Genomic DNA, 22,447 nt, shown 5'->3' with positions numbered 1-22,447 from the left:
ATGACCGCAGCCCTCCGCCACGACTGGACCGTCGACGAGGTCGAACGCCTGTTTTCGTTGCCGTTCAACGACTTGCTGTTCCAGGCCCAGTCGGTCCACCGCCAGCACCACGATCCGAATGCGGTTCAGGTTTCCACCCTGCTCTCGATCAAGACGGGCGGCTGCCCGGAGGATTGCGCCTATTGCCCGCAGGCGGCGCGTTACGCCACCGGGGTGAAGGCCGAGAAGCTGATGAGCGTGGAGGCCGTGCTGGCCCGCGCCCAGGCCGCGAAGGACGCGGGTGCGAGCCGCTTCTGCATGGGCGCCGCCTGGCGCGCGCCGAAGGATCGCGATGTCGCCAAGGTGGCCGAGATCGTCAGCGCGGTGAAGGGCCTGGGCCTGCAGACCTGCGCGACGCTCGGCATGCTGAGCCAGTCGCAGGCCGAGACGCTGAAAGGCGCCGGCCTCGATTTCTACAACCATAACCTCGATACCTCGCCGGATTTCTACGGCGAGATCATCCACACGCGCGAGTACCAGGACCGCCTGGATACGCTCGAGAACGTGCGCCACGCCGGCATGAAGACCTGCTGCGGCGGCATCGTCGGCATGGGCGAATCCCGTGCGCAGCGCGCCGGGCTGTTGCGCACGCTGGCGAACCTGCCGGAGCACCCGGAGTCGGTGCCGATCAACCGGCTCGTGCAAGTTGCGGGCACGCCGCTGCATGGCACCGAGGCGCTGGATCCGTTTGAGTTCGTGCGCAGCATCGCGGTTGCGCGCATCCTCATGCCGGCCTCCGTCGTGCGCCTCTCCGCTGGGCGCGAAACCATGGACGACGCACTGCAGGCGCTGTGTTTCGCCGCGGGCGCGAACTCCATCTTCTACGGGGAAAAGCTGCTCACCACCGGCAACCCCGACGTCGAGCATGACCGCCGCCTGTTCGAGCGCCTCGGCCTGAAACCGCTCGAGGTCGAAGTCGAACCCGGCACGGTCCACGCCGACATCATCGAACCCGCCGACGCGGCGTGAGCACGCGGCCGGACCTGCGCGCGCGGATCGCCGCCGCGCGCGCGCAACGTGAGCGCGAAGGCCTGCTTCGCCGCGTGCGTACGTGCGATGTGCTGCCGGCCGGACGACGCCTCGTTGGCAAACGGGTCCTGGCCGACTTCTGCGGTAATGATTACCTGGGCCTGGCGAGCCACCGCGACCTGGTGGCGGCGCTGACGCGCGCTGCCGCCGTCGAAGGTGTCGGCACCGGCGCGGCCCATCTGGTTTCCGGCCATCGCGGCGAGCATGCCGCGCTCGAGGAGGAGCTCGCGGACTGGACGGGCCGCGAACGCGCGGTGCTCTTTTCCACCGGCGTGATGGCCAACCTCGGCGCGCTGCAGGCACTGCTCGGTGCCGGCGCCATGCCCGGGCGCGATACCGCGCTGTGCGTGCAGGACAAGCTCAACCACGCCAGCCTCATCGATGGCGCCCAGCTCGCGGGTGCCGCGCTGAGCCGTTACCCACATGCGGACGTGGCTGCGGCGGCGCGCCAGCTGGATGCGCAGCCCGACGCGCCAGCCCTGCTCGCCACCGATGGCGTGTTCAGCATGGATGGCGACATCGCGCCGTTGCCGGCGCTGGCGTCGCTCTGCCGCGACCGCGGCGCCATGCTTTACGTGGATGACGCCCACGGCCTGGGCGTGCTCGGCCGGCACGGTGCCGGCTCCCTCGCCGCCGCAGGGCTCGGCAGCGCCGATGCCCCGGTGTTGATGGGCACGCTGGGCAAGGCGCTGGGCTGCGCGGGCGCGTTCGTCGCGGGCGACGCCGACGTGATCGACGCCATCGTCCAGTTCGCCCGGCCCTACATCTACACCACCGCCATGCCCGCCGCGCTGGCCGCAGCCACCCGCGCCGCGGTGCGCCTGGTGCGCGAAGACACCGAGGGGCGCCGCGAGCAGCTGGCCGCCCATATCGCCCGGTTCCGCGCCGGCGCGGCCCAGCTGGGCCTGCCCCTGCTGCCGAGCCAGACGGCCATCCAGCCGCTGGTCCTGGGCGATGCCGGCGCGGCGCTGGCCGCCGCCCGGATGCTGGAGCGAGCCGGGTTCCTGGTGGTGCCGATCCGCCCGCCGACGGTCCCGAGGGGCGCGGCCCGCCTGCGCATCACCCTCTCGGCGGCCCATACGGAGGCCCGGATCGACGCCCTGCTGGAGGCCCTGGGCCGGGTTCCCCTGCCAGCGCAGGCCCTCGCCGTATAATGGGCGGCCCCGCGCTTCGCCCCATGCCCATGTCCATCCTCAACATTTCCGCCTACAAGTTCGTCGGCCTCGACGATCTCGCCGCCCTGCGCGAGCGGATCGTGGCGCGCTGCGAGGCGCTGGCACTGAAGGGCACCATCCTTCTTGCGCCCGAGGGCATCAACCTGTTCCTCGCCGCGCCGCGCGAGGCCATCGATGCCTTCATGGCATGGCTGCATGAGGATCCGCGCTTCGCCGACATCGCGCCGAAGGAAAGCTGGTCGGACGACGTACCGTTCGGCCGCATGCGCGTGCGCCTGAAGAAAGAAATCATCACCATGCACGCGCCGGCGATCCGCCCCGAGGCAGGCCGCGCTCCGCATGTGCTGCCGGCCGACCTGCGCCGCTGGCTCGACCAGGGCCACGACGATGCCGGCCGCGAAGTCGTGCTGCTCGATACGCGCAACGACTACGAAGTCGCCGCGGGCACGTTTGAAAACACCGTGGAATACGGCCTCGCCTCCTTCACCGGCTTCCCCGGCGCGGTCGCCGCCGATCGCGAGCGCTTCGACGGCAAGACGGTGGTGTCGTTCTGCACGGGCGGCATCCGCTGCGAAAAGGCCGTTATCCACATGCGCGAGATCGGCATCGAACACGTGTTCCAGCTGGAAGGCGGCATCCTCAAGTATTTCGAGGAAGTCGGTGGCGCGCACTGGCGCGGCGACTGCTTCGTGTTCGACGGCCGTGGCGCGGTGGATCCTGCCCTCGCCCCGAGCGAGGCGCCGTGAGCGGCCTCTACATCGAGCGACGCGGCAGCGGCAGCACGCCGCTGGTGATGCTCCACGGCTGGGCCATGCATGGTGGCATCCTGCATCCGCTGGCCGAAGCGCTCGAGGCACATTGCGACATGTACCTGGTGGACCTACCCGGGCACGGCCACTCGCGCAACTCGTCGATCCCGTTCGATCCGCACGCCTGTGCCGAGGCGATCATCCGCGAGACGCCGCCCGCCAACTGGCTCGGCTGGTCGCTGGGCGGGCTGGTCGCAACGACAGCGGCGCTGGATTTCCCGGATGCCGTGCAACGCCTGGTGCCGGTGAGCTCCACGCCGAAGTTCGTGCGTAGCGAGGATTGGCCGCACGGCAACGATCCGGCCATGGTGCGCAAGCTCGCGGCTGACCTGGAGACCGACTACAAGGCCACGGTCGATCGCTTCATCGCCCTCGAAGCCATGGGCAGCCAGGATCCGCGCGCCGAGACCCGGCGGCTCATGGCCGAGGCCTATGAGCACGGCGAGCCCGACCCGCGCGTGCTGCTCGAAGGCCTGCGCCTGCTCGAAGAGACCGACCTGCGCCCGCGCCTGCACGAGCTGACCATGCCAAGCCTCTGGATAGCGGGGCGGCGCGACCGCATCGTGCACCCGGAGGCCATGCGCTCGGCGGCGGAGGCCGCGGGCGGACGTTTCGTGGAGCTGGCACACGCCGGCCACGCCCCTTTCATTGGACACGCCGCCGAACTGGCGGCCGTCCTCACGCAGTTCACCGGTTCCGACGCATGAGCGATTTCCATTTCGACCGCCGCCAGGTCCGCCGCAATTTCGGGCGCGCCGCCGACACCTATGAAAAGCACGACGCACTCCAGCGCGAAGTGCAGGCCACGCTGATCGAACGCCTGGATGTATTTCCGCAGGTGCCGGAGGTGGTGCTGGATGTCGGCGCCGGCACCGGCCGCGGCACCGCCGCACTGAAGAAGAAATACCCCAAGGCCCAGGTGATCGCCGTCGATCTCGCCTTGCCGATGCTGAAGCAGGCGAAGCAGCATGCCGGCTGGCTGAAGCCGTTCGCGCGCGTGCAGGCCGATGCGTACACGCTGCCCGTGCCGGACAACAGCGTCGACATCCTGTTTTCCAACCTTTGCTTCCAATGGTGCGAGGACCTGCAGCGGCTGTTCGCCGAATGCGCACGCGTGTTGAAGCCGGGCGGACTGCTCACGTTCTCGACCTTTGGCCCGGACACGCTCAGCGAACTGCGTGCCGCCTGGGCCAGCGCCGACCAGCATGCCCACGTCGCCCGCTTCCTCGACATGCATGATGTGGGCGATGCGATGCTGGCCCAGGGCCTGAAGGACCCCGTGCTGTTCGCCGAACGCTACACGCTGACCTACCCGACGCCACGCGCGCTGCTCGACGAGCTGCGCGGCCTCGGTGCGAACAATGCTGACGCGGGCCGCCTGCGCGGCCTGACCGGCAAGCAGCACTACAAGCGCATGCTCGATGCGTATGAAGCGCTGCGCACCGAAGGCACCATTCCTTCCACCTGGGAAGTGGTGACCGCGCACGCGTGGGGCCCGCCGGAGGGCCAGTCGCGTCGCGAGGGTTCGGGCGAGATCGCCAGCTTCTCGATCGACAAGCTGCGCGGTTCGCGCCGGAAGAATCCGTTCACCTGAGCGGACGCCGGTAGCAGTCACAGGTGACGAGGTGGTCGTTGACCATCCCCGCCGCCTGCATGACGCCGTAGCAGATCGCCGTACCGGCGAAGCGAAAGCCGCGGCGCTGCAATTCGTGGCTCATCGCATCCGATTCGACGGACCGCATCGGCACGTCGGCCGGCAGGACGTGCGTGTTGCGGATAATCTTGCCTCCGGTGAATGACCAGAGCAGGTCGGCGAACGACTCCCCCTTCCCCGCCATGGCCACGATGATGCGCGCGTTGGCACGCACCGAGGCGATCTTCAGGCGGTGGCGAATGATGCCGCGGTCGCAGGTGGCCAGGGCCAGCTCGTCGTCATCCATGGCGGCCACGCGCGCGATATCGAAGTCGTGGAACAGCCGGCGGTAGGCGTCGCGCTTGCGCAGCACGGTACGCCAGGCGAGGCCGGCCTGCGCGCCTTTCAGCGAAAGTAGTTCGAACAGCTGGCGGTCATCGTGCAGCACCCGCCCCCATTCCATGTCGTGCCATTCACGCTCGATATCGGTCTGCTCGGCCCAGGGACAGCGCATGGCTCACCTCGTCGTCTTGGATAGGCGACTAGGTTAGGAACCGCACAGGCGGAGCGCTGTCCGTGGAGCTAAGCGAAGAGCGTGGGGCTAACCGTCGACGACGCCGCGGGCGAGGCCGTCATGCGGCGGTGCGCCGCTGACACGTCGATCAGCGGCGCCCGCGCGTTGCTTCACCAGGGCAAGGCATCCAGATCGACATTGCCGCCAGTGATGACGGCACCCACGGTGCGCCCGGCGAACTCATCCGGATAACGCAGCAACGCTGCCAGCGTCGTGGCGCTCGAGGGTTCCACGATGATCCGCAGTTCCGACCACATGAGCCGCATGGCCGCGACCACCTCGTCATCACTCACGCGCAGCACGCGCACCTGGTGGTCACGCAGCGCATGGAAGTTGGGTTCACCCACCAGCGTGCGCAGGCCGTCGCAGATCGTGTCCGGCGTGAACGGGCCGACGCGCTCGTCCGCTTCCAGGGAACGCGCGGCGTCATCGGCGCCTTCGGGCTCGGCGCCAAACAGCCTGATGCCCGGATCGATGCCGTGCGCGGCAATGGAACAACCTGCGGCCAGGCCACCCCCACCGACGGGGAACAGGATCGTATCGATGCCCGGCGCCTGCTTCAGCAGCTCCGGCACGAGCGTGCCCTGCCCGGCCATCACGCGCGAATCGGCGTATGGGTGCACCAGGTTCGCACCCGTCGCCGCCATGACTTCCGCCGCTTTCGCTTCGCGCGCCTGCGTCGTCGCCGCGCAACGGTGCACGGTCGCGCCAGCCGCGATGATCGCGTCGACCTTCGCCTTCACCGCGCCATCGGGAACCACCACGTGTGCCACGATGCCCCGCGTGCGCGCCGCCATGGCGAGCGCATTGCCATGGTTACCCGAGGAATGCGTCACCACCCCGCTCGCGGCCTCTTCCTCGCTGAGCGACCATACGGCGTTGGTCGCCCCGCGAAACTTGAAGGCACCGCCACGCTGCAGGTTTTCACACTTGAACCAGACGGTGGCCCCGGTGCGCGCATCGATCAGGTCGGTGCGCATGACCGGCGTCACTCGCGCATACGGCGCGATGCGCGCCGCCGCGTCACGCACATCAGCGAACGAAGGAAGCATCACGCGATGAACTCCACCCCGCAGACGAAGCGACGATCCTCACCGGGTGCAAGGCGGAGCTGCGCGGCGCAGTCCTCGCGGTTGAATGCATCGGCCATGCATTCCATCGGCTCCAGCGCGACCGACTTGCGCGGGTCCCGCTCGTTCGTATCCGAAGTGAACGCCAGCATCACGCCACGCTGCTGCCACACCGCGATCTTCGTGCCCGTCTTCGGATCGCTCAGGTAGGTGCGCGCCTTGCCATCGTCATCCACCTGGAGATCGGTGTAGGTGGTGTTGAGTTCCGTGGCACCGATGCTGCGCGTCTGGCGGAAATCGAGGGACGCATCCACGTCGTCGATCGACTTCCACGCTTCGCGACCCGGCAGCGGAATGAAGCCGGGATCCGTCGCGATCACCGTCTGCGCCGGCACCTGCAACTCCCAGGTATCGATCGAGTTATCCGAGATGCGGAAGTACGGGTGCCAGCCGAAGAACACCGGTGCCGCATGGTCGCCCACGTTGCGCGTATGGGTCTCGATGGACAGGCCCTTGGCATCAAGGGTGAACGTGATGCTGAAGTTCAGCGCGAACGGGTAGCCGGGATAAGCATCGGGGCGGATAGCCTGCGTCGCGAACGTGACCTGCGCGTGATCGTCATTCGCCTCCTCGTGCGGCACGTCGAACATGACGCCACGCACGAAACCATGACGGATGGCGCGATCGGCACCCGTGACACCCGGCTGCAAATCGTAGGAAGTTCCTTCAAACGTGTAACGCGCGTCGTTGATGCGATTGGCGAACGGCGTCATCACGGCGAAGCGCGAGCCCTTGTGCGGCACCAGTTCCTGTTCGTTAAGAAAGGCATCCGCGATGTTGCGCGTACCGCCGCCCGTGGGGAGGCTGATCGACAGCACGGTGGCGCCGCGGCGGGCGATGTGGATCTCGCGCTGGGCCTGGCTATCGCGGAGGACGAGCACTTCCTGCGTGCCCATCGAGGAACGTGTCACGGTGAAACGGGACATGGAAAGGGTTCCTTTTGACGAATCAGGCCGCATGTTAGCCTGCCTGAGCCCGCACCACGAAGTTCCTGAAGCCATGAGCGACCGTTCCGAGACCCCGACCGCCGTCATCCGCCTCGCCGATTACCGCCCGCCGGCATGGGCCGTCGAGCATGTCGCGCTGGAGTTCGATCTCGGCATCGATCGGACGGAGGTGCATGCGACGCTCGCCATGGTCCGCCAGGCGGATGAGCCGATCCGCCTGAACGGCGAAGGGCTGGAACTGCTGGAACTCCAGGTCGATGGCCGGCGGCTGGGCGATGGCGAATACATCCTGGCAAACGGCGTGCTCGAGGTCGGCGTCGATGGCGACCGTTGCACGCTGACGACGCGCGTGGCCATCCGCCCGGCGGAGAACACCGCGTTCGAGGGCCTGTACCTCTCCGGCAGCCGCGACAAGGGCTTCCTGCTCACGCAGTGCGAGGCCGAAGGTTTCCGCCACATCACGTGGTACCCCGACCGCCCGGATGTCCTCTCGAAGTTCACCGTGACCCTGCGCGCCGACAAGGCCCGTTTCCCGGTGCTGCTGGCGGGCGGCAACCCCGAAGGCACCGGCGAACTGCCCGACGGCCGGCATTGGGCGCGCTTCGTCGATCCGCACCCGAAGCCGAGCTACCTGTTCGCGCTGGTGGCGGGCCGCCTGGAGCGGATCAGCAAGGACTACACCACCGCCGATGGGCGCAAGGTGGCGCTGCACATCTGGGCGGAAGCCGATGTCATCGACCGTTGCGACTACGCGATGGACTCGCTCGAGCGCTCCATGCGCTGGGACGAGCAGGCCTATGGCCGCAACTACGACCTGGATGTGTTCCACGTCGTCGCCACCCATGATTTCAACATGGGCGCGATGGAGAACAAGGGTCTCAACATCTTCAACGCCAAGTACCTGCTGGCGGACCCGGATTCGAGCACCGACGACGAATACCGCCACGTGGAAGCCGTGGTTGCGCACGAGTATTTCCACAACTGGAGCGGCAATCGCGTCACCTGCCGCGACTGGTTCCAGCTCAGCCTGAAGGAAGGCCTCACCGTCTTCCGCGAGCAGAGCTTCTCGGCTGACATGAATTCGGCGCCGTTGAAGCGCATCGAAGACGTCGCGCTGCTGCGCCGGGCGCAATTCCCGGAAGACGCCGGCCCGCTGTCGCATCCGGTGCGGCCGTCGCAGTACACCGAGATCAACAACTTCTACACCGCCACGGTGTACGAGAAGGGTTCCGAACTCGTGCGGATGATCGCCGGCCACCTGGGCCGCGAGGGCTTCCGCAAGGGCATGGACCTGTATTTCTCGCGCCACGATGGTGAAGCGGCGACGATCGAGCACTACCTGAAGGCGCTGGGCGACGCGAACGGCGTGGACCTCTCGCCGTACCTCGCCTGGTACGGCCAGGCCGGCACGCCGCGACTGAGCGCCGAGGGCCGCCACGACGCCGCGAAGCGCCGCTACCGCCTGCTGCTGCGCCAGCGCACGCCGGCCAGTGCGGGCCAGCCGGAGAAGCAGGCCCTGCCCGTGCCGGTGCGCCTTTCGCTGTTCGACCCGAGCGGCAAGGCCCTGCCGTTGCGCCTCGAGGGCGAGGAAAGCGCCGGCGCCAGCGAGCGCACCCTCGTGCTGACCGGCACGGAACAGGCCTTCGTGTTCGAGGATGTCGACGTCGCACCCGTCCCGTCGTTGCTGCGCGGTTTCTCGGCACCCGTGATCCTGGAATGCGAGTACGCGCCGGCCGAGCTGGCCTTGCTGCTCCGCCACGACCCCGATGGTTTCAATCGCTGGGACGCCGGGCAGCAACTCGCCGGCCTGGCTTACGATGCATTCCGTGACGGCAACCCGGACGGCGCGGCCGTCCAGGCATGGACCGGCGCGCTGGCCGGGCTGTTCAGCGAGGACGGCATCGATGATGCGCTGCTCGCCGAACTGCTCACGCCGCCCGGCGAGATCGAACTGGTGGAGCGCCAGGCCGAGCGCGATCCCGAGCGCATCCGCGCCGTCCGCCAGGGCATGTTGCGCGCGCTGGCCAATGCCATCGGCGCCGATGCCTTGCGCACGCGGTACGACGCCTTGCGCGCGCAGGCGAATGCGGGCCTGACCGCGGCCGACCAGGCACGGCGCCAGCTGAAGCGGCGGGTGCTCGACCTGCTCGCCCTCGCGGTAACGAAGGACGCCGTGGCGCTAGCCGCCGCGCAGTACGCCGGCGCGCCTTCGATGACCGACCGCCTGGCGGCATTGACCACGCTGGCGATCGCCGATCCCGCCGCTGCCGACGCGCCGCTGGCCGCTTTCCGGCAGCAGTACGACGGCAATGCGCTCGCCCTGGACAAGTGGTTCGCGACCCAGGCGCAGCTACCGGGCGACGCTGCGCTGGCCCGGGTCCAGGCGCTCGAGGGCGATCCGGCGTTCACGCTGAAAAACCCGAACCGCGTACAGGCGCTCATTGGTTCGTTCGCGCGGATGAACCCGACCGGTTTCCATCGCGCCGACGGTGCCGCCTATCGCTGGCTGGCCGACCGCCTGGTCGCCATCGATGCGCTGAATCCACAGGTCGCGGCGCGCGTCGCCACGGCGTTCAATGGCTGGAAGCGTCTCGAGCCGGTCCGCCGGGAAGCCGCGCACGCGGTCGTCGCTGAACTGGCCGGGCGAAAAGATCTCTCGCGCGACCTCACGGACATCCTGGCGCGAGTTGCGCTGGGGTGACGTGATTATCAAAAACTGACGCTCAGCGTCACCAATTGCCGAATTAGAGTCATTCGTTGACGAAAAAGTCACACACGGTTCATCGGAACAGAGTAGTGTACGTTTCAACGAAGAAAGCCGCGGCAGGGGCCGCGGCTATTCGTGCCAATCACTTCGGTTTCTGGCGCCCAGCAGCACGGTCATCCTGGATTCCCCCTGTTCCTGAGACCGCTGGGCGCCAGATCTCATTCTTAGAACCGAATGGGGCATCCTTGCCCACATCCCGCTTCCTTCCCCCGGCACTCGATCAAGCCCCTGTCGCTCGATCTCGGCGCGCGGATATCGCGCTGCGTCTGCCCGGTGGAAGTGCGCTGTAAGCAAAGCACCGATCGTGCCAACCGTTACAACTGTAACTGGCGCTAAAATGACCAACCTGGTCCTTCGCCCCTAGCCCTTCCCATGCTGCATAAAGAAACCTACGACGTGATCGTGGTCGGTGGCGGTCACGCCGGTACCGAGGCCGCGCTTGCCGCGGCGCGTACTGGCGCGCGCACGCTGCTGCTCAGCCACAACATCGAGACGATCGGCCAGATGAGCTGCAACCCGGCCATCGGCGGCATCGGCAAGGGCCACCTGGTGAAGGAGATCGATGCGCTGGGAGGCGCCATGGGCCGCGCGGCGGACCGGGCGGGGATCCAGTGGCGCACGCTGAACGCATCGAAGGGCCCGGCCGTGCGCGCCACGCGCTGCCAGGCCGATCGCACGCTGTACAAGGCAGCCATCCGCCACATCGTCGAGACCCAGCCGAACCTGCAGCTCTTCCAGCAGGCCGTGGACGACCTGCTGCTTGAGAATGGGCGGGTCATCGGCGTGCGTACGCAGATGGGCCTGGACTTCCATGCGCCCGCCGTCGTGCTCACCGCCGGCACGTTCCTCGCCGGCAAGATCCACATCGGCCCGGCGCAGTACGCTGGTGGTCGCGCGGGCGATCCGCCGGCCTCCACGCTGGCGGCCAAGCTGCGCGAACTGCCCGTGGCCGCCGACCGCCTGAAGACCGGCACGCCGCCGCGCATCGACAGTCGCAGCATCGACTTCAGCAAGCTCGAGGAGCAGCCCGGGGATAACCCGATGCCGCACTTCTCGTTCATGGGCTCGGCCGCGGACCATCCGCGCCAGGTGAGCTGCTGGATCACGCATACCACCGAGGCCACCCACGACCTCATCCGCGGTTCGCTGGATCGCTCGCCGCTCTATAGCGGTCAGATCGAAGGCGTCGGCCCGCGTTACTGCCCCTCGATCGAGGACAAGGTGGTGCGCTTCGCCGACAAGCTTTCGCACCAGATCTTCGTGGAACCCGAGGGACTCGATACCTTCGAGATCTACCCGAACGGCATCTCGACCTCGCTGCCGTTCGACGTGCAGTACGCCCTGGTGCGCTCGATCCCCGGTTTCGGGAACGCGCACATCACGCGGCCCGGCTATGCCATCGAATACGACTATTTCGATCCGCGCGGCCTGCATCCGTGGCTGGAAACGAAGGGCATTCCGGGCCTTTACTTCGCGGGGCAGATCAACGGTACGACGGGGTACGAGGAAGCCGGTGCGCAGGGCCTTATCGCGGGCATGAATGCGGCGCTCGCCGTACGTGGCGAAAGCCCCTGGTACCCGCGCCGCGACGAAGCCTACGTAGGCGTGCTGATCGACGACCTCACCACGAACGGCACGATCGAGCCGTACCGCATGTTCACCTCGCGCGCCGAGTACCGCCTGCACCTGCGCGAAGACAACGCCGACCTGCGCCTGACGCCGGCCGGCTACGCGCGCGGCGTGGTGCCGGAGGAGCAGTTCCGTCGCCTGGAAGCCAAGCGCGAAGCGGCCGAACGCGAGACCTCCCGCCTGCGTGGCTTGTGGGCCGCCCCGACCAACACGCTTGGCGCCGCCGTCGAGCGAGCGCTCGGCATCGCTGTCAGCCGGGAAACCCATGCGCTGGACCTGCTGCGCCGGCCGGAACTGGATTACGCCGCGCTCATGGCCGTGGAAGAACTCGGCCCGGCGGTCGCCGATGCCGAGGTCGCCACGCAGGTCGAAGTGCAGGCGAAGTATTCGGGTTACCTGGAGCGCCAGCGCGAAGAGATCGAGCGCCAGCGCCGCCACGAGACCACGGCCATCCCCGGGGATTTCGACTACGACCGCGTGCGCGGGCTATCGGCCGAGGTGCTGACCAAGCTGAAGCGTTCGCTGCCGGCCACCATCGGCCAGGCCTCGCGGATCAGTGGCGTCACCCCCGCCGCCATCTCGCTGCTGCTGGTCCACCTCAAGCGCCGCGCCGCCTGACCTCTGGCCCTCGGCGGGCCCGCGGTCATCTGGCATCATCTGTTGAGATTGGCGATTTAACGGATGACACACCATGCAAGTCTGGATCGGACGGAACGGCGAACGCTTCGGCCCTTACCGCGATGACGAAATCCGCCAGTGGCTGCGCGACGGCACCTGCCGTCCCGAGGAACTGGGCTGGTATGAAGGCATGACCGACTGGCGCCCGCTCGGTGAGCTCTTCCCCGAGGACCGCCCGGCCCCGGCCGAGGCCGCGCCAGGTGCCGTGCCGCCGCCCCCGCCGCCGTTCATGGGCATCACCGAGAACGCGGTGGCGCCGGAGTACGCCGGGTTCTGGCTGCGCTTCGGCGCGTGGGTGATCGATTACATCCTCATCACCATCCCGGCCACCTTCGTGGCCATGGCCATGGGCTTCCAGCACGCGATCACCACCCTGTTCTCGCAGATGGAAACCGACCAGACCGCCGCGGTCAGCGCGTACCTCGAGCAGGCACGCCCGATCAGCTACGTCGTGCTGCTGATCGGCTTCGCCTACTACGTCTTCTTCGAGGCCTCGAAGTGGCAGGCGACCCCCGGCAAGCTCGCCGTGGGCATCCGCGTCACGGATACCTCGGGCCAGCGCCTCACCGTGGCCCGGGCCGCCGGGCGCAACCTCATCCGCCTGGCCAACGCGGTGCCCTTCCTCTCGGTCCTGCTGCCCATGGTGTTCTACGTCACGGCGGCGTTCTCCGAGCGCAAGCAGGGCGTCCACGACATGCTGGCGGGCACCTACGTGCTGTCGGGGCGTGCCGACACCCGCGCCACCCCGGCCCCACGCAACGGCGCGAGCGGCAGCTTCGACGCCTGACGCATGCCGCCGGCCGGCCCCGGGGGTCGGCCGGGCGGCCCTGCTTGCTATCATCGGCGGCCCGGCCCTCGCTTCGGCCGGCCGAGCAAGCACAGGAAAGACATGCAGAGCATCGAACAACGTATCGCCCAGGACATCGCCGCCAAGCCCGACCAGGTGCGCGCGGCGGTGGATCTCCTCGACGGCGGCGCCACCGTGCCGTTCATCGCCCGCTACCGCAAGGAAGTGACCGGCGGCCTCGACGACACCCAGCTGCGCCTGCTTGAAGAGCGCCTGCGCTACCTGCGCGAGCTGGAAGACCGCCGCGCGGCCATCGTCGAGAGCATCGTCGAGCAGGGCAAGATGACCGACGCCCTCAAGGCCGACATCCTCTCCGCCGACACCAAGGCGCGCCTGGAAGACCTTTACCTGCCCTACAAGCCCAAGCGCCGCACCAAGGCGCAGATCGCCCGCGAGGCGGGGCTCGAGCCGCTGGCCACCGGTCTCCGCGAGGATCCTTCGCAGGATCCGGAAACGGTCGCCGCCGGCTTCGTCGACGCCGAAAAGGGCGTCGCCGATGTGAAGGCCGCCCTCGACGGCGCCCGGGCCATCCTCATGGAAGTCATCGCCGAAGACGCCGCCCTCGTGGGCGAACTCCGCGACTGGCTGTGGGACAAGGGCCAGATCCGCGCCGTGGTCGTCCCCGGCAAGGAAAACGAAGGCTCGAAGTTCCGCGACTACTTCGACCACACCGAAGCGCTCTCGAAGATCCCCTCGCACCGCCTGCTCGCCCTCATGCGCGCGCGGAACGAAGGCGTCCTCGAGATCGACCTGAATCCCGCGCTCGACCCTGACCAGGGCCACGCCGAAGGCGAAGGCCGCGTGGCCGCACGCGCCGGCATCAGCGACCGCGGCCGCCCCGCCGATGCATGGCTGCGCGAGACCGTGCGCCTCACCTGGCGCGTCAAGCTGCACCTTCACCTGACGCTCGACCTGTTCGGCCGCGTGCGCGAAGGCGCCGAGGACGAAGCCATCCGCGTGTTCGGCGAAAACCTGAAGGACCTCATGCTCGCCGCGCCCGCCGGCGCGAAGACCGTGATGGGTCTGGACCCGGGCATCCGCACGGGTTGCAAGCTGGCCATCGTGGACGCCACGGGCAAGCTGCTCGCATACGACACCATCTATCCGCACGAGCCGCGCAACCAGTGGGATCAGTCCGTCGCCCGCATCGCGCAGCTGTGCAAGCAGCACGGCGTGAACCTGGTCGCGATCGGTAACGGCACGGCCTCGCGCGAAACCGACAAGCTCACCGGCGATGTCATGCGCAAGCACGCCGACCTCAACCTGTCGAAGGTGGTGGTGAGCGAAGCGGGCGCGTCGGTGTATTCGGCGTCCGAACTCGCGGCGAAGGAATTCCCGGAGCTGGACGTGTCGATCCGTGGCGCCGTTTCCATCGCGCGCCGCCTGCAGGATCCGCTGGCCGAGCTGGTGAAGATCGAACCCAAGGCGATCGGCGTGGGCCAGTACCAGCACGACGTGAACCAGGTGAAGCTGGCGCGCGCGCTCGATGCGCGCGTGGAAGACTGCGTTAACGCCGTGGGCGTCGACGTGAACACGGCCTCTGCCCCGCTGCTCGCCCGCGTCGCCGGCCTCTCCGCCAGCGTCGCCGAGAACGTGGTGAAGCACCGTGACGCCAACGGTGCCTTCGGCAGCCGCAAGGACCTGCTCAAGGTGCCGCGCCTTGGCGACAAGGCCTTCGAACAGTGCGCCGGCTTCCTCCGCATCACCGGCGGCACGAACCCGCTCGATGCGAGCTCGGTGCATCCCGAGGCTTACCCGGTCGTTGAGCGAATTCTCAAGCAGTGCGGCCGCGAGGTGAAGCAGATCATCGGCGACACGTCGTTCCTGCGCGGGCTGAAGGCAGAAGATTTCACCGACGAATCGTTCGGCGTGCCGACAGTGCGCGACATCCTCAAGGAACTGGAAAAGCCGGGCCGCGATCCGCGTCCGGAATTCGTTGCGCCCAGCTTCGCCGAGGGCGTCGAAGACCTGAAGGACCTCAAGGTCGGCATGGTGCTGGAAGGCCGCGTCACCAACGTCGCCGCGTTCGGCGCGTTCGTCGATATCGGCGTGCACCAGGATGGCCTGGTCCACGTGTCGGCGCTGTCGCACACCTTCGTCAAGGACCCGCGCGATGCGGTGAAGGCCGGTGACATCGTCAAGGTGAAGGTCATGGAAGTAGACCTCCCGCGCAAGCGCATCGCGCTCAGCATGCGCCTGGATGACGTGCCGGGCGAAGCACGCACCGGCCGTCCGGGCGGCGCGCGTGATGACGCTTCCGGTGGCGGCAACCGCCGCGGTCCGGGCGGCGGTGGCGGCCGTGGGCCGCAGCCGCCGAAGGCGACGCCCGCACCCGCCAACAGCGCGTTCGCCGACGCGTTTTCGAAAGCGCTCAAGCGCTGAGGCAACCGGGATCGCGCGCAAGCGCGCTCCCACAACCGCGTAGGTCCGGGGGGCGCTCTCCTGTGAGAGCGCGCTTGCGCGCGATAGCCCTTCTCCATTTGCAAAAACCTGCGGCGGCGCAGCATGCGCCGCCGTATGGCTTCGGCTACCGTAACGATTCTCTAACGCCCCACACACGGAGTGATTCCAAATGCGTATTCGTCAACTCGCAGGCGCCATCGGTGCCGCCCTTCTGTTCAGTGCCGGGGCGCACGCCGACGGGTTCCAGCAGGTCGTCTCGTTCGGTGACAGCCTGAGCGATAACGGCAACGTCGCGATCCTTTCCGGCTCGCCGGTTATCACCCGCTTCACCACGAACCCGGGTACCGTCGCGGTCGAGAACATCGCGAAGTACTTCAACCTCTCCCTGACGCCTTCCCTGCAGGGCGGCACGGACTACGCCTTCGGTGGCGCCCGCGCGGGCATCGCCAACCCGGTCCCGGCCACGTCAGCGCAGGTCCAGGGCTACCTCACTGCCAACGGCGGCAAGGCCAACCCGAACGCGCTGTACACCATGTGGATCGGCGCCAACGACATCCTCGCCGCCACGGCCAACCCGGCGACCGCGCAGGTCGTCGTGGGCACCGCCGCCCAGCAGGAAGTCGGCCAGATCAAGGCCCTGCAGGCTGCCGGCGCCAAGACCATCGTCGTCTTCAACCTGCCCGATATCGGCAAGACGCCGGCCGCCCAGTCTCAGGGCGCCGCGGCTGCCGCGGGCGTGACCTCTCTCGCGCAGCTCTACAACGGCGTCCTCTCCGGCGGCCTGGCCTCGGCGAACAAGGGCATCGTCCCGATCGATACCTACAGCCTGTTGAACGAAGTCATCGCCAACCCGTCGGCGTACGGCTTCACCAACGTCACCGTGCCGGCCTGCACCACCGCCAGCTCGATCACCTGCTCGCCGGCGACGCTGCGCGATCCGAACGCGGCGGCCACCTGGCTGTTCGCCGACGGCATCCACCCGACCACCGCCGCGCACGCGCTGCTCAGCCAGTACGCGATCTCGGTGCTGGAAGCCCCGCGCCAGATCTCGCTGCTTGGCGAAGCCGGCCTCGCGTCCGATGCCGCGCACATGCGCGCACTGCGCAATGAAATGATGGCCGACAACCTGGGCGCCGATTCGCGCTTCTTCGCGTCGGTCGATTACGGCCAGCAGAAGTACAAGGACACCGGCACCTCGCCGAAGACCGACAGCGACAACGTGAACCTCACCGTCGGCGCCGACGCGAAGATCAACGAAAACTTCAACGCCGGCGTCGCCCTGGGTCTCACCCAGGCCAACGCGGACTTCAAGGGCGGTGGCGGCTACAAGGTGCAGGACATCGCCGGCACGGGTTACGCCTTCTATCACCAGGGTGGCGGCTACGTCGGTGCCTTCGCGAGCTTCGGCCAGCTGAGCTTCACCGATATCGATCGCCGCATCGACCTCGGCGCCGCGCGCCGCACTGAATCCGGCAAGACCCAGGGTTCGCATGTCGGCGGCGGCCTCACCGGCGGCTGGTGGTTCGGTACCGAAACGCTGAAGACCGGTCCGTTCGTTACGGTGGAAGTGGAGCAGCTGCGCGTCGACGGTTACTCCGAGCGCAACAACACCAGCACCGCCATGACCTTCGGCCGACAGGTGCGCAACGCGCGCATCGAAACCGGCGGCTGGCGCCTGCAGGGTTCGTGGGCCGCGGGTAACACCACGGTGCATCCGTTCGCGGAAGTCGCCTACAACCACGATGGCCGCGCGGAAGATCGCTACGTCACCGCTGGCCTGACCAACATGAGCGGCAAGTTCGAGCTGCAGGGCTTCTCGCCCGACAAGACCTGGGTCACCGCCGACGTGGGCGTCTCCGCCGACTTCAGCAAGAGCTGGAGCGGCTGGGCCAGCTACAGCGGCCGCTTCAGCGACGACAGCCAGCGCCTCAACAGCCTTAGCGTGGGCGTGAAGCTCGCGCTCTAAGGCCGCCCGACATGGGCTGGCCTATATGGCTAGCCCATTCGAGGCATAAAAAAACGCCGGCGAAAGCCGGCGTTTTTCTTTATCCATGAAGCTGCGGCTTACTTCTTGCCGCCAGCCTTCGAGTACATGGCTTCCGCCTGGCTCTTGAGCGTATTGGCATCGCCTTCGCTCAGTTCATCGACCTTGCTGCCAGCCTGGTTCTGCTTCAGCACGAGTTCGCCGGCGTCGTTCCAGCCTGCACGCTTGGTCGAGGTCGGCTTGGCATCCTTGCTCGGCTTCTTCTCCTGCACGATAACCCACGGCTTACCGTTCTTGTAAGCGTAGTTCGTGGAGGTGAAGCCCTTGTCGCCGTAGTCGACCAGCTCGATGACGAACAGGACGTCGTTGCCCTTCTTGAAGATCTGCCAGCCGCGCGATTCGCCTTCCTTCAGCGCGGTGCCCTGGGTCATCTTCATGCCGCCGATGTTCTTCTTGACGGACTCGTAGCCAGCCAGTTCCTTCTCACCCGGGGTGGCTTCACCGACGAGCTGGATGTTGGCCTGGTTCTTGGCGCCCTTGGTCAGCACCGGGGTCTTCAGCGGCGACGAGTAGTGGCGCTCGCCGTCCTGCAGGGAGACCTCGACGATGTACATGTCGTTCGGGTTCACGTCCGACGCATTGAAGTCGAGCTGGAACTGCTGCGGCAGGGTCACCGGCGCGATCGACTTGGTGGCGAGCGGCTGCGAGCCCTCGGCCGAGACGTCGACGAGCTTCAGCTCGAGCTTGGCGTCCGGCGACAGCGAGGCGCCAGCGTCGCGCAGGGTCACGGTGCCAGTGACGGCATTAGCGGGAGCGGCGGGAGCACTGTCGCCACCAGCGGCGGCCTGCTGGCCGTTGTTGTCCGAACCGCCGCCGCAGCCGGCAAGCGCCAGGGCAGATGCGGATGCGAGCGACAAGAGAATCCTGCGCATGGTCGAGCCTCGTTTGAAACGGAAATGTGTGTGGGTCACGGAAGATACGCAAGCGCATGGCCCGCAAGGACTTCCGGGGGGAACGATGGAGCATACCGGCAAATGGGCCGCTGGCAAAGTCAAGTGCAACACCGTCCGGTCGGTTCAAATCCGTGGCCGGGGTCGCAACTTGGGAAGGCATCCTGCCGAAAACGCTAAGTGACTGATTCCTAGGAAATCTCAAACCTATTCGCGATTAGATCGATCCAAGCGCTTCTAAAAAAAACGCCACCCGAAGGTGGCGTCTTTATCCCAGCCACCGCCCTCGCGGGCGGTGGCATGGCACCGACTCCCTTCCTTAGAAGTCGTAGCTGATGCCGAAGCGGGCGTAACGCGGGGTGGTCTGGAACAGCGTGGTCTTGTAATCCGGATCGACCGCGTTGGTCTGGCCAGCCTGCGGGTAGATCGCAAGCTTTTCGCGCTTGTTGAACACGTTGAACACCGACACCGTGAAGGCGAGCTTCTTGTCCGCCCAAACCGGACGGTACTCGGCGCTCAGGTCCATCAGGTAGGTGAACGGCAGGTGGCCCTGCTTGCCCGGGGGCGACGGCTGGCCATCGCACCAGTGGTAGTAGGAGCCGTAACCCACCGGATCCGTCTGGTCCGGACCGAAGAAGCCGAGGCAATCCTTCGGGGCGCCCGACTGGATCGTCAGGTTACCCGAAAGCAGGAACTCTTCGGTCAGCTGGTACGAACCGTAAGCCTTCAGCGTGTGGCGGCGGCTGTTCGACAGTTCGCCGTTCGAGTAGCTCATGAGGGCCGGGAAGTCCCAGTCCACCGTGGCCGACACGTCTTCCTGGCCGATGTCCGAACGGACCTGGCCTTCGGAGTTGCCGTAGCTCTTCGAGTACAGGTAGTCGACCTTGCCGTACCACTTACCATCGAACGGATGCTCGAGGTACATCTCGAGGCCGTAGTAGTTACGCTTCAGGTGCGGGAAGCCGAAATCGGCGTTCGACACGTGCGCGGTGTAGTAGCCGCCGTTGGTGTTCGGCACCAGGAAGTCCGAAGCGCGACCCGGGTTGAACAGGTAGCTGCCCTGGATGTCGCCGATCGTTGCCGGATCCACGCCCTGACGAATCAGCGCGGCCTGGATCGTGTCGGCATCGCCCACGTCATCGATGGCGTTCTTCAGCTTGCGCACGGTCGCCTTGGCGCCGTAGACCCACTTGTCGCCCAGGGTCTTGTCGAAGCCGAGGATGAACTCATCCTGGTATTCCGACTTCAGGCTGCGCGAGGCGGCCGTGTTCGGATCGCGGGTCTGGCCGTATTCGCGGTTGCCCGAGATCGGGCCGCCCGTGGCGGACGCGATCGGGGTCAGGTTCTGCGGGATGCCGTTCGCATCGATGCCCGTGTAGGTGTAGTACTCACGGGTGAACAGCGACGAACCGGCGGAACGCAGTGCCACGCTCGCCGGGAGGGCGAGGTAGTAACGACCGGCGTTGGCATAGACCTTCAGCGACGAATCGCCGTTGACGTCCCAGGTGGCACCGAGGCGCGGGGCCCACTGCGGGCTGGTGAGCTTGAGGTAAGCCTGGCCCTGGCCGTTGTAGTTGGTGAACTGGTCGTTACGGATACCGACCTTCACCAGCCAGCGGTCGTTGACCTGCCAGGAATCTTCCAGGTACTGGGCGCGCTGCTTCACGCGAACCGACGCCGTGGCCTGGTAGATGTAGCGGTCGACGTAGTAACCGTTGGCATTACCCGGGCCAACGTACGTCGAGCTGCCGGGGCCATCGCCCTGGATGTCCGCGCCCGGCTCGACCTGGCCGTATTCCCAGGCATAACCCGGACCGGACGTCTTCTGGCCGTCCTTCGTGTCCTTCACGTCCTGGTTATCGATACCACCCGTGATGGTGTGGTCGCCAACGTGGTAGCTCAGGTCGATGCGCAGGTTGCGGTTGGTCGACTTGTGCTGCGGATCGTAAACGCGGGTGCTCGGGTTGTCGTTGTTGATCGGGCTGCGACCAGCAAGGACGTCCGGATCCTGGTTCGCCGGACCGATGATGTGCGGGTTTTCCGACGACGGCACCGGGGTGTAGTACGTGCCCTTCATCTTGCCGTAGGTGGCCGTGAGGGTCAGGTCATCGGTGATGTAGCTGGTGTACTTGAAGCTGTACAGCTCAGCGCCGGACTTGGTCGGCGGCACGCCACCGTTGTCCTTGCCGACAAAGTTACCGCGCGACAGCGTGTCGTAGTCGAAGCTGTAGATGTTCGCGTCGTAGTTCTGCTTGTTCGACGCGTACGTGCCTTCGAGGATGTTGCTGTCGTTGATGTTCCAGTCGATCTTGCCGTAGTACTTCGGGTTACGGTACGAGCGATCGTAGTAAGCCGGGGAGTCCTGCGACGTGTAACGGTCGGAGTTGACCTTTTCCTGTTCCGCGGCAAGGAAGATGTACAGCTTGTCCTTGATCAGCGGGCCACCCACGTAGGCCGACTCGACCTGGCGCATCTGGGTGTCTTTGCGGTTGTAGTTGAAGATCTCGCCGGCCTGGGTCGACTTGCCGTTGATCTGGTACAGATCATTCGGCGAGGTCGAACGGGTGCCGCGCGGCTCCCACAGCACCTGGGCGCCGAAGTGCCACTCGTTGGTGCCGCGCTTGCCGACCTGCGAGATCACGCCACCGGCCGAACGGCCGTAAGCGGCGCCGTAACCACCGGCGAGCACTTCCTGCTGGTCGATCGCACCGTACGGCAGGGTGATGCCGCCGAAGCCCGACAGCGGATCGGTCGTGTTGAAGCCGTTGATGTAGTACGCGTTCTCGGTGACCGAGCCGCCGCCGATCGAGACGAGGGCGTTACCGGTCGGTCCCTGGAAGTAACCGCTGCCCGACACGGCGCCCGGTGCCAGCAGCGCGATGGCTTCGGCGGTGCGGCCCAGCGGGAGCTTGGCCAGCTGTTCGGACGTGATGACGGTGCGCGAGTCGACCGTGGAGACGTCGACCGGCGGCAGCGAGTTGGCCGTGACCGTGACCGATTCCAGCGACTGGGCGCTGGCAGCCGTGGCAGCGGCGGCGAACGAAACGTCCGTGCCCTTGCCGACGGTGAGGCTCACGTTCTTGCGCGAATCGACGACGGCGCCGTTGCGCTTGAGGTTCACGTCATAGGCGGAACCGACCGGGAGGTTATCCAGGCGGAAACGGCCATTGGCGTCGACCGGCACTTCGCGGTTGATACCGCCGCCGCTCTTCACTTCGATGGTGTCGCCCGGCTGGGCGGTACCGAAGAGGTAACCCGCGGTGGACTGAGCGAGAACTGCGCCGGTCGCGCCCATGCCGAGTGCAAGGGCAAGCGCCAACGCGGAATGACGCAGGACAGAAGCCTGCCGGGTGCTGCGAGAACTCATGTGCAAATCTCCCCAGATCGGCCCAACGGGCCTGAAAACGTGCAAAACCAGCCAAAGGCCAGAAAAAAGGTTCGGCCTTGGGGTGCATGTTTCCGGGGGGTATTACGTCCGCCCCACCTTGCTCCTCCCAGAGTGGTGGGTCGGCCCCCTCGAGACCTGCTCCCGACAAGTCCGTCAACGGTCTCCGGGGTGCCTTTCGCATCTACGAAAAACAAACCCGGATTTCGCCGAACCCGAATCTAGGCGGACGCGGTCCACCGTGTCAACAAATTATTTACACGGGGTGGGCGTTTCCACGACTCAGTGATTACTGAGACGAGTGCGCCCAAATCGCGGAAGAGGCTGGATTTTTCTTATTTTGCAATCGTTTCGATCTAAAAAACGCCTCCCATCCCGGGTAGGACGAGAGGCGATCTGGGGAGTTGCCTTTTCGCTCCGTCGGCCGGGTGGATAGACCGGCCGCGGTGATCTACTTGTTATGGGTTC

At 66.8% G+C, this 22,447-nt stretch carries 15 protein-coding genes; 10 read left to right on the top strand and 5 right to left on the bottom strand.

The window, feature by feature from the left end:
* Genes bioB through bioC form a run of 5 tightly spaced genes read left to right on the top strand, consistent with a single transcriptional unit; the run spans position 1 to position 4,646 of the window.
* On the top strand, positions 1 to 1,008 hold the full coding sequence (gene bioB / locus ACZ6YI_RS20530) for a biotin synthase BioB (protein WP_465780244.1): 1,008 nt from the start codon (positions 1 to 3) through the stop codon (positions 1,006 to 1,008).
* Positions 1,005 to 2,222: an 8-amino-7-oxononanoate synthase gene (bioF, locus tag ACZ6YI_RS20525; protein WP_465780243.1), complete on the top strand. Its 1,218-nt coding sequence runs from the start codon at positions 1,005 to 1,007 to the stop codon at positions 2,220 to 2,222. The genes bioB and bioF overlap by 4 nt, the downstream gene beginning before the upstream one ends.
* Positions 2,223 to 2,245: 23 nt before the next feature.
* Entirely contained in the window at positions 2,246 to 2,989 is a 744-nt protein-coding gene (locus ACZ6YI_RS20520; protein WP_465780242.1) for a sulfurtransferase, read from the top strand.
* A complete protein-coding gene (gene bioH / locus ACZ6YI_RS20515; RefSeq protein WP_465780241.1) occupies positions 2,986 to 3,759 on the top strand; it encodes a pimeloyl-ACP methyl ester esterase BioH in 774 nt (257 codons plus the stop codon). The genes ACZ6YI_RS20520 and bioH overlap by 4 nt, the downstream gene beginning before the upstream one ends.
* The gene (gene bioC, locus ACZ6YI_RS20510; protein WP_465780240.1) at positions 3,756 to 4,646 is read left to right on the top strand and encodes a malonyl-ACP O-methyltransferase BioC; all 891 of its coding nucleotides are present in this window, start codon (positions 3,756 to 3,758) and stop codon (positions 4,644 to 4,646) included. Before bioH ends, bioC begins: the two co-directional genes overlap by 4 nt.
* Here the strand turns inward: bioC and ACZ6YI_RS20505 are convergent.
* The 3 genes from ACZ6YI_RS20505 to ACZ6YI_RS20495 all read right to left on the bottom strand — a co-directional run bounded on the left by ACZ6YI_RS20505 (position 4,639) and on the right by ACZ6YI_RS20495 (position 7,315).
* Positions 4,639 to 5,199 (bottom strand): DNA-3-methyladenine glycosylase I, encoded by a 561-nt coding sequence (locus ACZ6YI_RS20505; protein ID WP_465780239.1) that lies wholly within the window; start codon positions 5,197 to 5,199, stop codon positions 4,639 to 4,641. The genes bioC and ACZ6YI_RS20505 overlap by 8 nt on opposite strands.
* Before the next feature lie 170 nt (positions 5,200 to 5,369).
* On the bottom strand, positions 5,370 to 6,311 hold the full coding sequence (locus ACZ6YI_RS20500) for a threonine ammonia-lyase (RefSeq protein WP_465780238.1): 942 nt from the start codon (positions 6,309 to 6,311) through the stop codon (positions 5,370 to 5,372).
* Complete coding sequence (locus ACZ6YI_RS20495; protein WP_465780237.1) at positions 6,311 to 7,315, bottom strand: aldose epimerase family protein; 1,005 nt, start codon at positions 7,313 to 7,315, stop codon at positions 6,311 to 6,313. The genes ACZ6YI_RS20500 and ACZ6YI_RS20495 overlap by 1 nt, the downstream gene beginning before the upstream one ends.
* Positions 7,316 to 7,388: 73 nt before the next feature.
* Here ACZ6YI_RS20495 and pepN point away from each other — a divergent pair, with 73 nt between their 5' ends.
* The 5 genes from pepN to ACZ6YI_RS20470 all read left to right on the top strand — a co-directional run bounded on the left by pepN (position 7,389) and on the right by ACZ6YI_RS20470 (position 17,626).
* Positions 7,389 to 10,037, top strand: a complete 2,649-nt coding sequence (pepN, locus tag ACZ6YI_RS20490; protein WP_465780236.1) for an aminopeptidase N — start codon at positions 7,389 to 7,391, stop codon at positions 10,035 to 10,037.
* A gap of 438 nt (positions 10,038 to 10,475) precedes the next feature.
* Positions 10,476 to 12,350, top strand: coding sequence for a tRNA uridine-5-carboxymethylaminomethyl(34) synthesis enzyme MnmG (gene mnmG / locus ACZ6YI_RS20485; protein WP_465780235.1), 1,875 nt, complete (start codon positions 10,476 to 10,478; stop codon positions 12,348 to 12,350).
* A gap of 73 nt (positions 12,351 to 12,423) precedes the next feature.
* On the top strand, positions 12,424 to 13,197 hold the full coding sequence (locus ACZ6YI_RS20480; RefSeq protein ID WP_465780234.1) for an RDD family protein: 774 nt from the start codon (positions 12,424 to 12,426) through the stop codon (positions 13,195 to 13,197).
* A 102-nt stretch (positions 13,198 to 13,299) separates the two neighbouring features.
* On the top strand, positions 13,300 to 15,639 hold the full coding sequence (locus ACZ6YI_RS20475; RefSeq protein WP_465780233.1) for a Tex family protein: 2,340 nt from the start codon (positions 13,300 to 13,302) through the stop codon (positions 15,637 to 15,639).
* 190 nt (positions 15,640 to 15,829) lie between these two features.
* A complete protein-coding gene (locus ACZ6YI_RS20470; RefSeq protein ID WP_465780232.1) occupies positions 15,830 to 17,626 on the top strand; it encodes an autotransporter domain-containing protein in 1,797 nt (598 codons plus the stop codon).
* Positions 17,627 to 17,724: 98 nt separating this feature from the next.
* Here the strand turns inward: ACZ6YI_RS20470 and ACZ6YI_RS20465 are convergent, their stop codons facing one another.
* Both ACZ6YI_RS20465 and ACZ6YI_RS20460 read right to left on the bottom strand, forming a co-directional pair.
* Positions 17,725 to 18,576, bottom strand: a complete 852-nt coding sequence (locus tag ACZ6YI_RS20465) for a YbaY family lipoprotein (RefSeq protein WP_465780231.1) — start codon at positions 18,574 to 18,576, stop codon at positions 17,725 to 17,727.
* A gap of 337 nt (positions 18,577 to 18,913) precedes the next feature.
* Complete coding sequence (locus ACZ6YI_RS20460) at positions 18,914 to 21,961, bottom strand: TonB-dependent receptor (RefSeq protein ID WP_465780230.1); 3,048 nt, start codon at positions 21,959 to 21,961, stop codon at positions 18,914 to 18,916.
* Between the last annotated feature and the right edge of the window lie 486 nt (positions 21,962 to 22,447).

The organism is Luteibacter sp. NPDC104163 (assembly GCF_055584245.1).
The sequence above is the reverse complement of the archived record's forward strand: the minus strand, read 5'-3'. Positions and strand labels throughout refer to the sequence as shown.

What these genes read in the sequence shown, in the direction of transcription:
- bioB (WP_465780244.1), top strand. Translation starts at nt 1, where the DNA reads ATGACCGCAGCCCTCCGCCACGACTGGACCGTCGACGAGGTCGAACGC.
- ACZ6YI_RS20520 (WP_465780242.1), top strand. Translation starts at nt 2,246, where the DNA reads ATGCCCATGTCCATCCTCAACATTTCCGCCTACAAGTTCGTCGGCCTC.
- bioC (WP_465780240.1), top strand. Translation starts at nt 3,756, where the DNA reads ATGAGCGATTTCCATTTCGACCGCCGCCAGGTCCGCCGCAATTTCGGG.
- ACZ6YI_RS20505 (WP_465780239.1), bottom strand. Translation starts at nt 5,199, where the DNA reads ATGCGCTGTCCCTGGGCCGAGCAGACCGATATCGAGCGTGAATGGCAC.
- ACZ6YI_RS20500 (WP_465780238.1), bottom strand. Translation starts at nt 6,311, where the DNA reads ATGCTTCCTTCGTTCGCTGATGTGCGTGACGCGGCGGCGCGCATCGCG.
- ACZ6YI_RS20495 (WP_465780237.1), bottom strand. Translation starts at nt 7,315, where the DNA reads ATGTCCCGTTTCACCGTGACACGTTCCTCGATGGGCACGCAGGAAGTG.
- pepN (WP_465780236.1), top strand. Translation starts at nt 7,389, where the DNA reads ATGAGCGACCGTTCCGAGACCCCGACCGCCGTCATCCGCCTCGCCGAT.
- mnmG (WP_465780235.1), top strand. Translation starts at nt 10,476, where the DNA reads ATGCTGCATAAAGAAACCTACGACGTGATCGTGGTCGGTGGCGGTCAC.
- ACZ6YI_RS20480 (WP_465780234.1), top strand. Translation starts at nt 12,424, where the DNA reads ATGCAAGTCTGGATCGGACGGAACGGCGAACGCTTCGGCCCTTACCGC.
- ACZ6YI_RS20475 (WP_465780233.1), top strand. Translation starts at nt 13,300, where the DNA reads ATGCAGAGCATCGAACAACGTATCGCCCAGGACATCGCCGCCAAGCCC.
- ACZ6YI_RS20470 (WP_465780232.1), top strand. Translation starts at nt 15,830, where the DNA reads ATGCGTATTCGTCAACTCGCAGGCGCCATCGGTGCCGCCCTTCTGTTC.
- ACZ6YI_RS20465 (WP_465780231.1), bottom strand. Translation starts at nt 18,576, where the DNA reads ATGCGCAGGATTCTCTTGTCGCTCGCATCCGCATCTGCCCTGGCGCTT.
- ACZ6YI_RS20460 (WP_465780230.1), bottom strand. Translation starts at nt 21,961, where the DNA reads ATGAGTTCTCGCAGCACCCGGCAGGCTTCTGTCCTGCGTCATTCCGCG.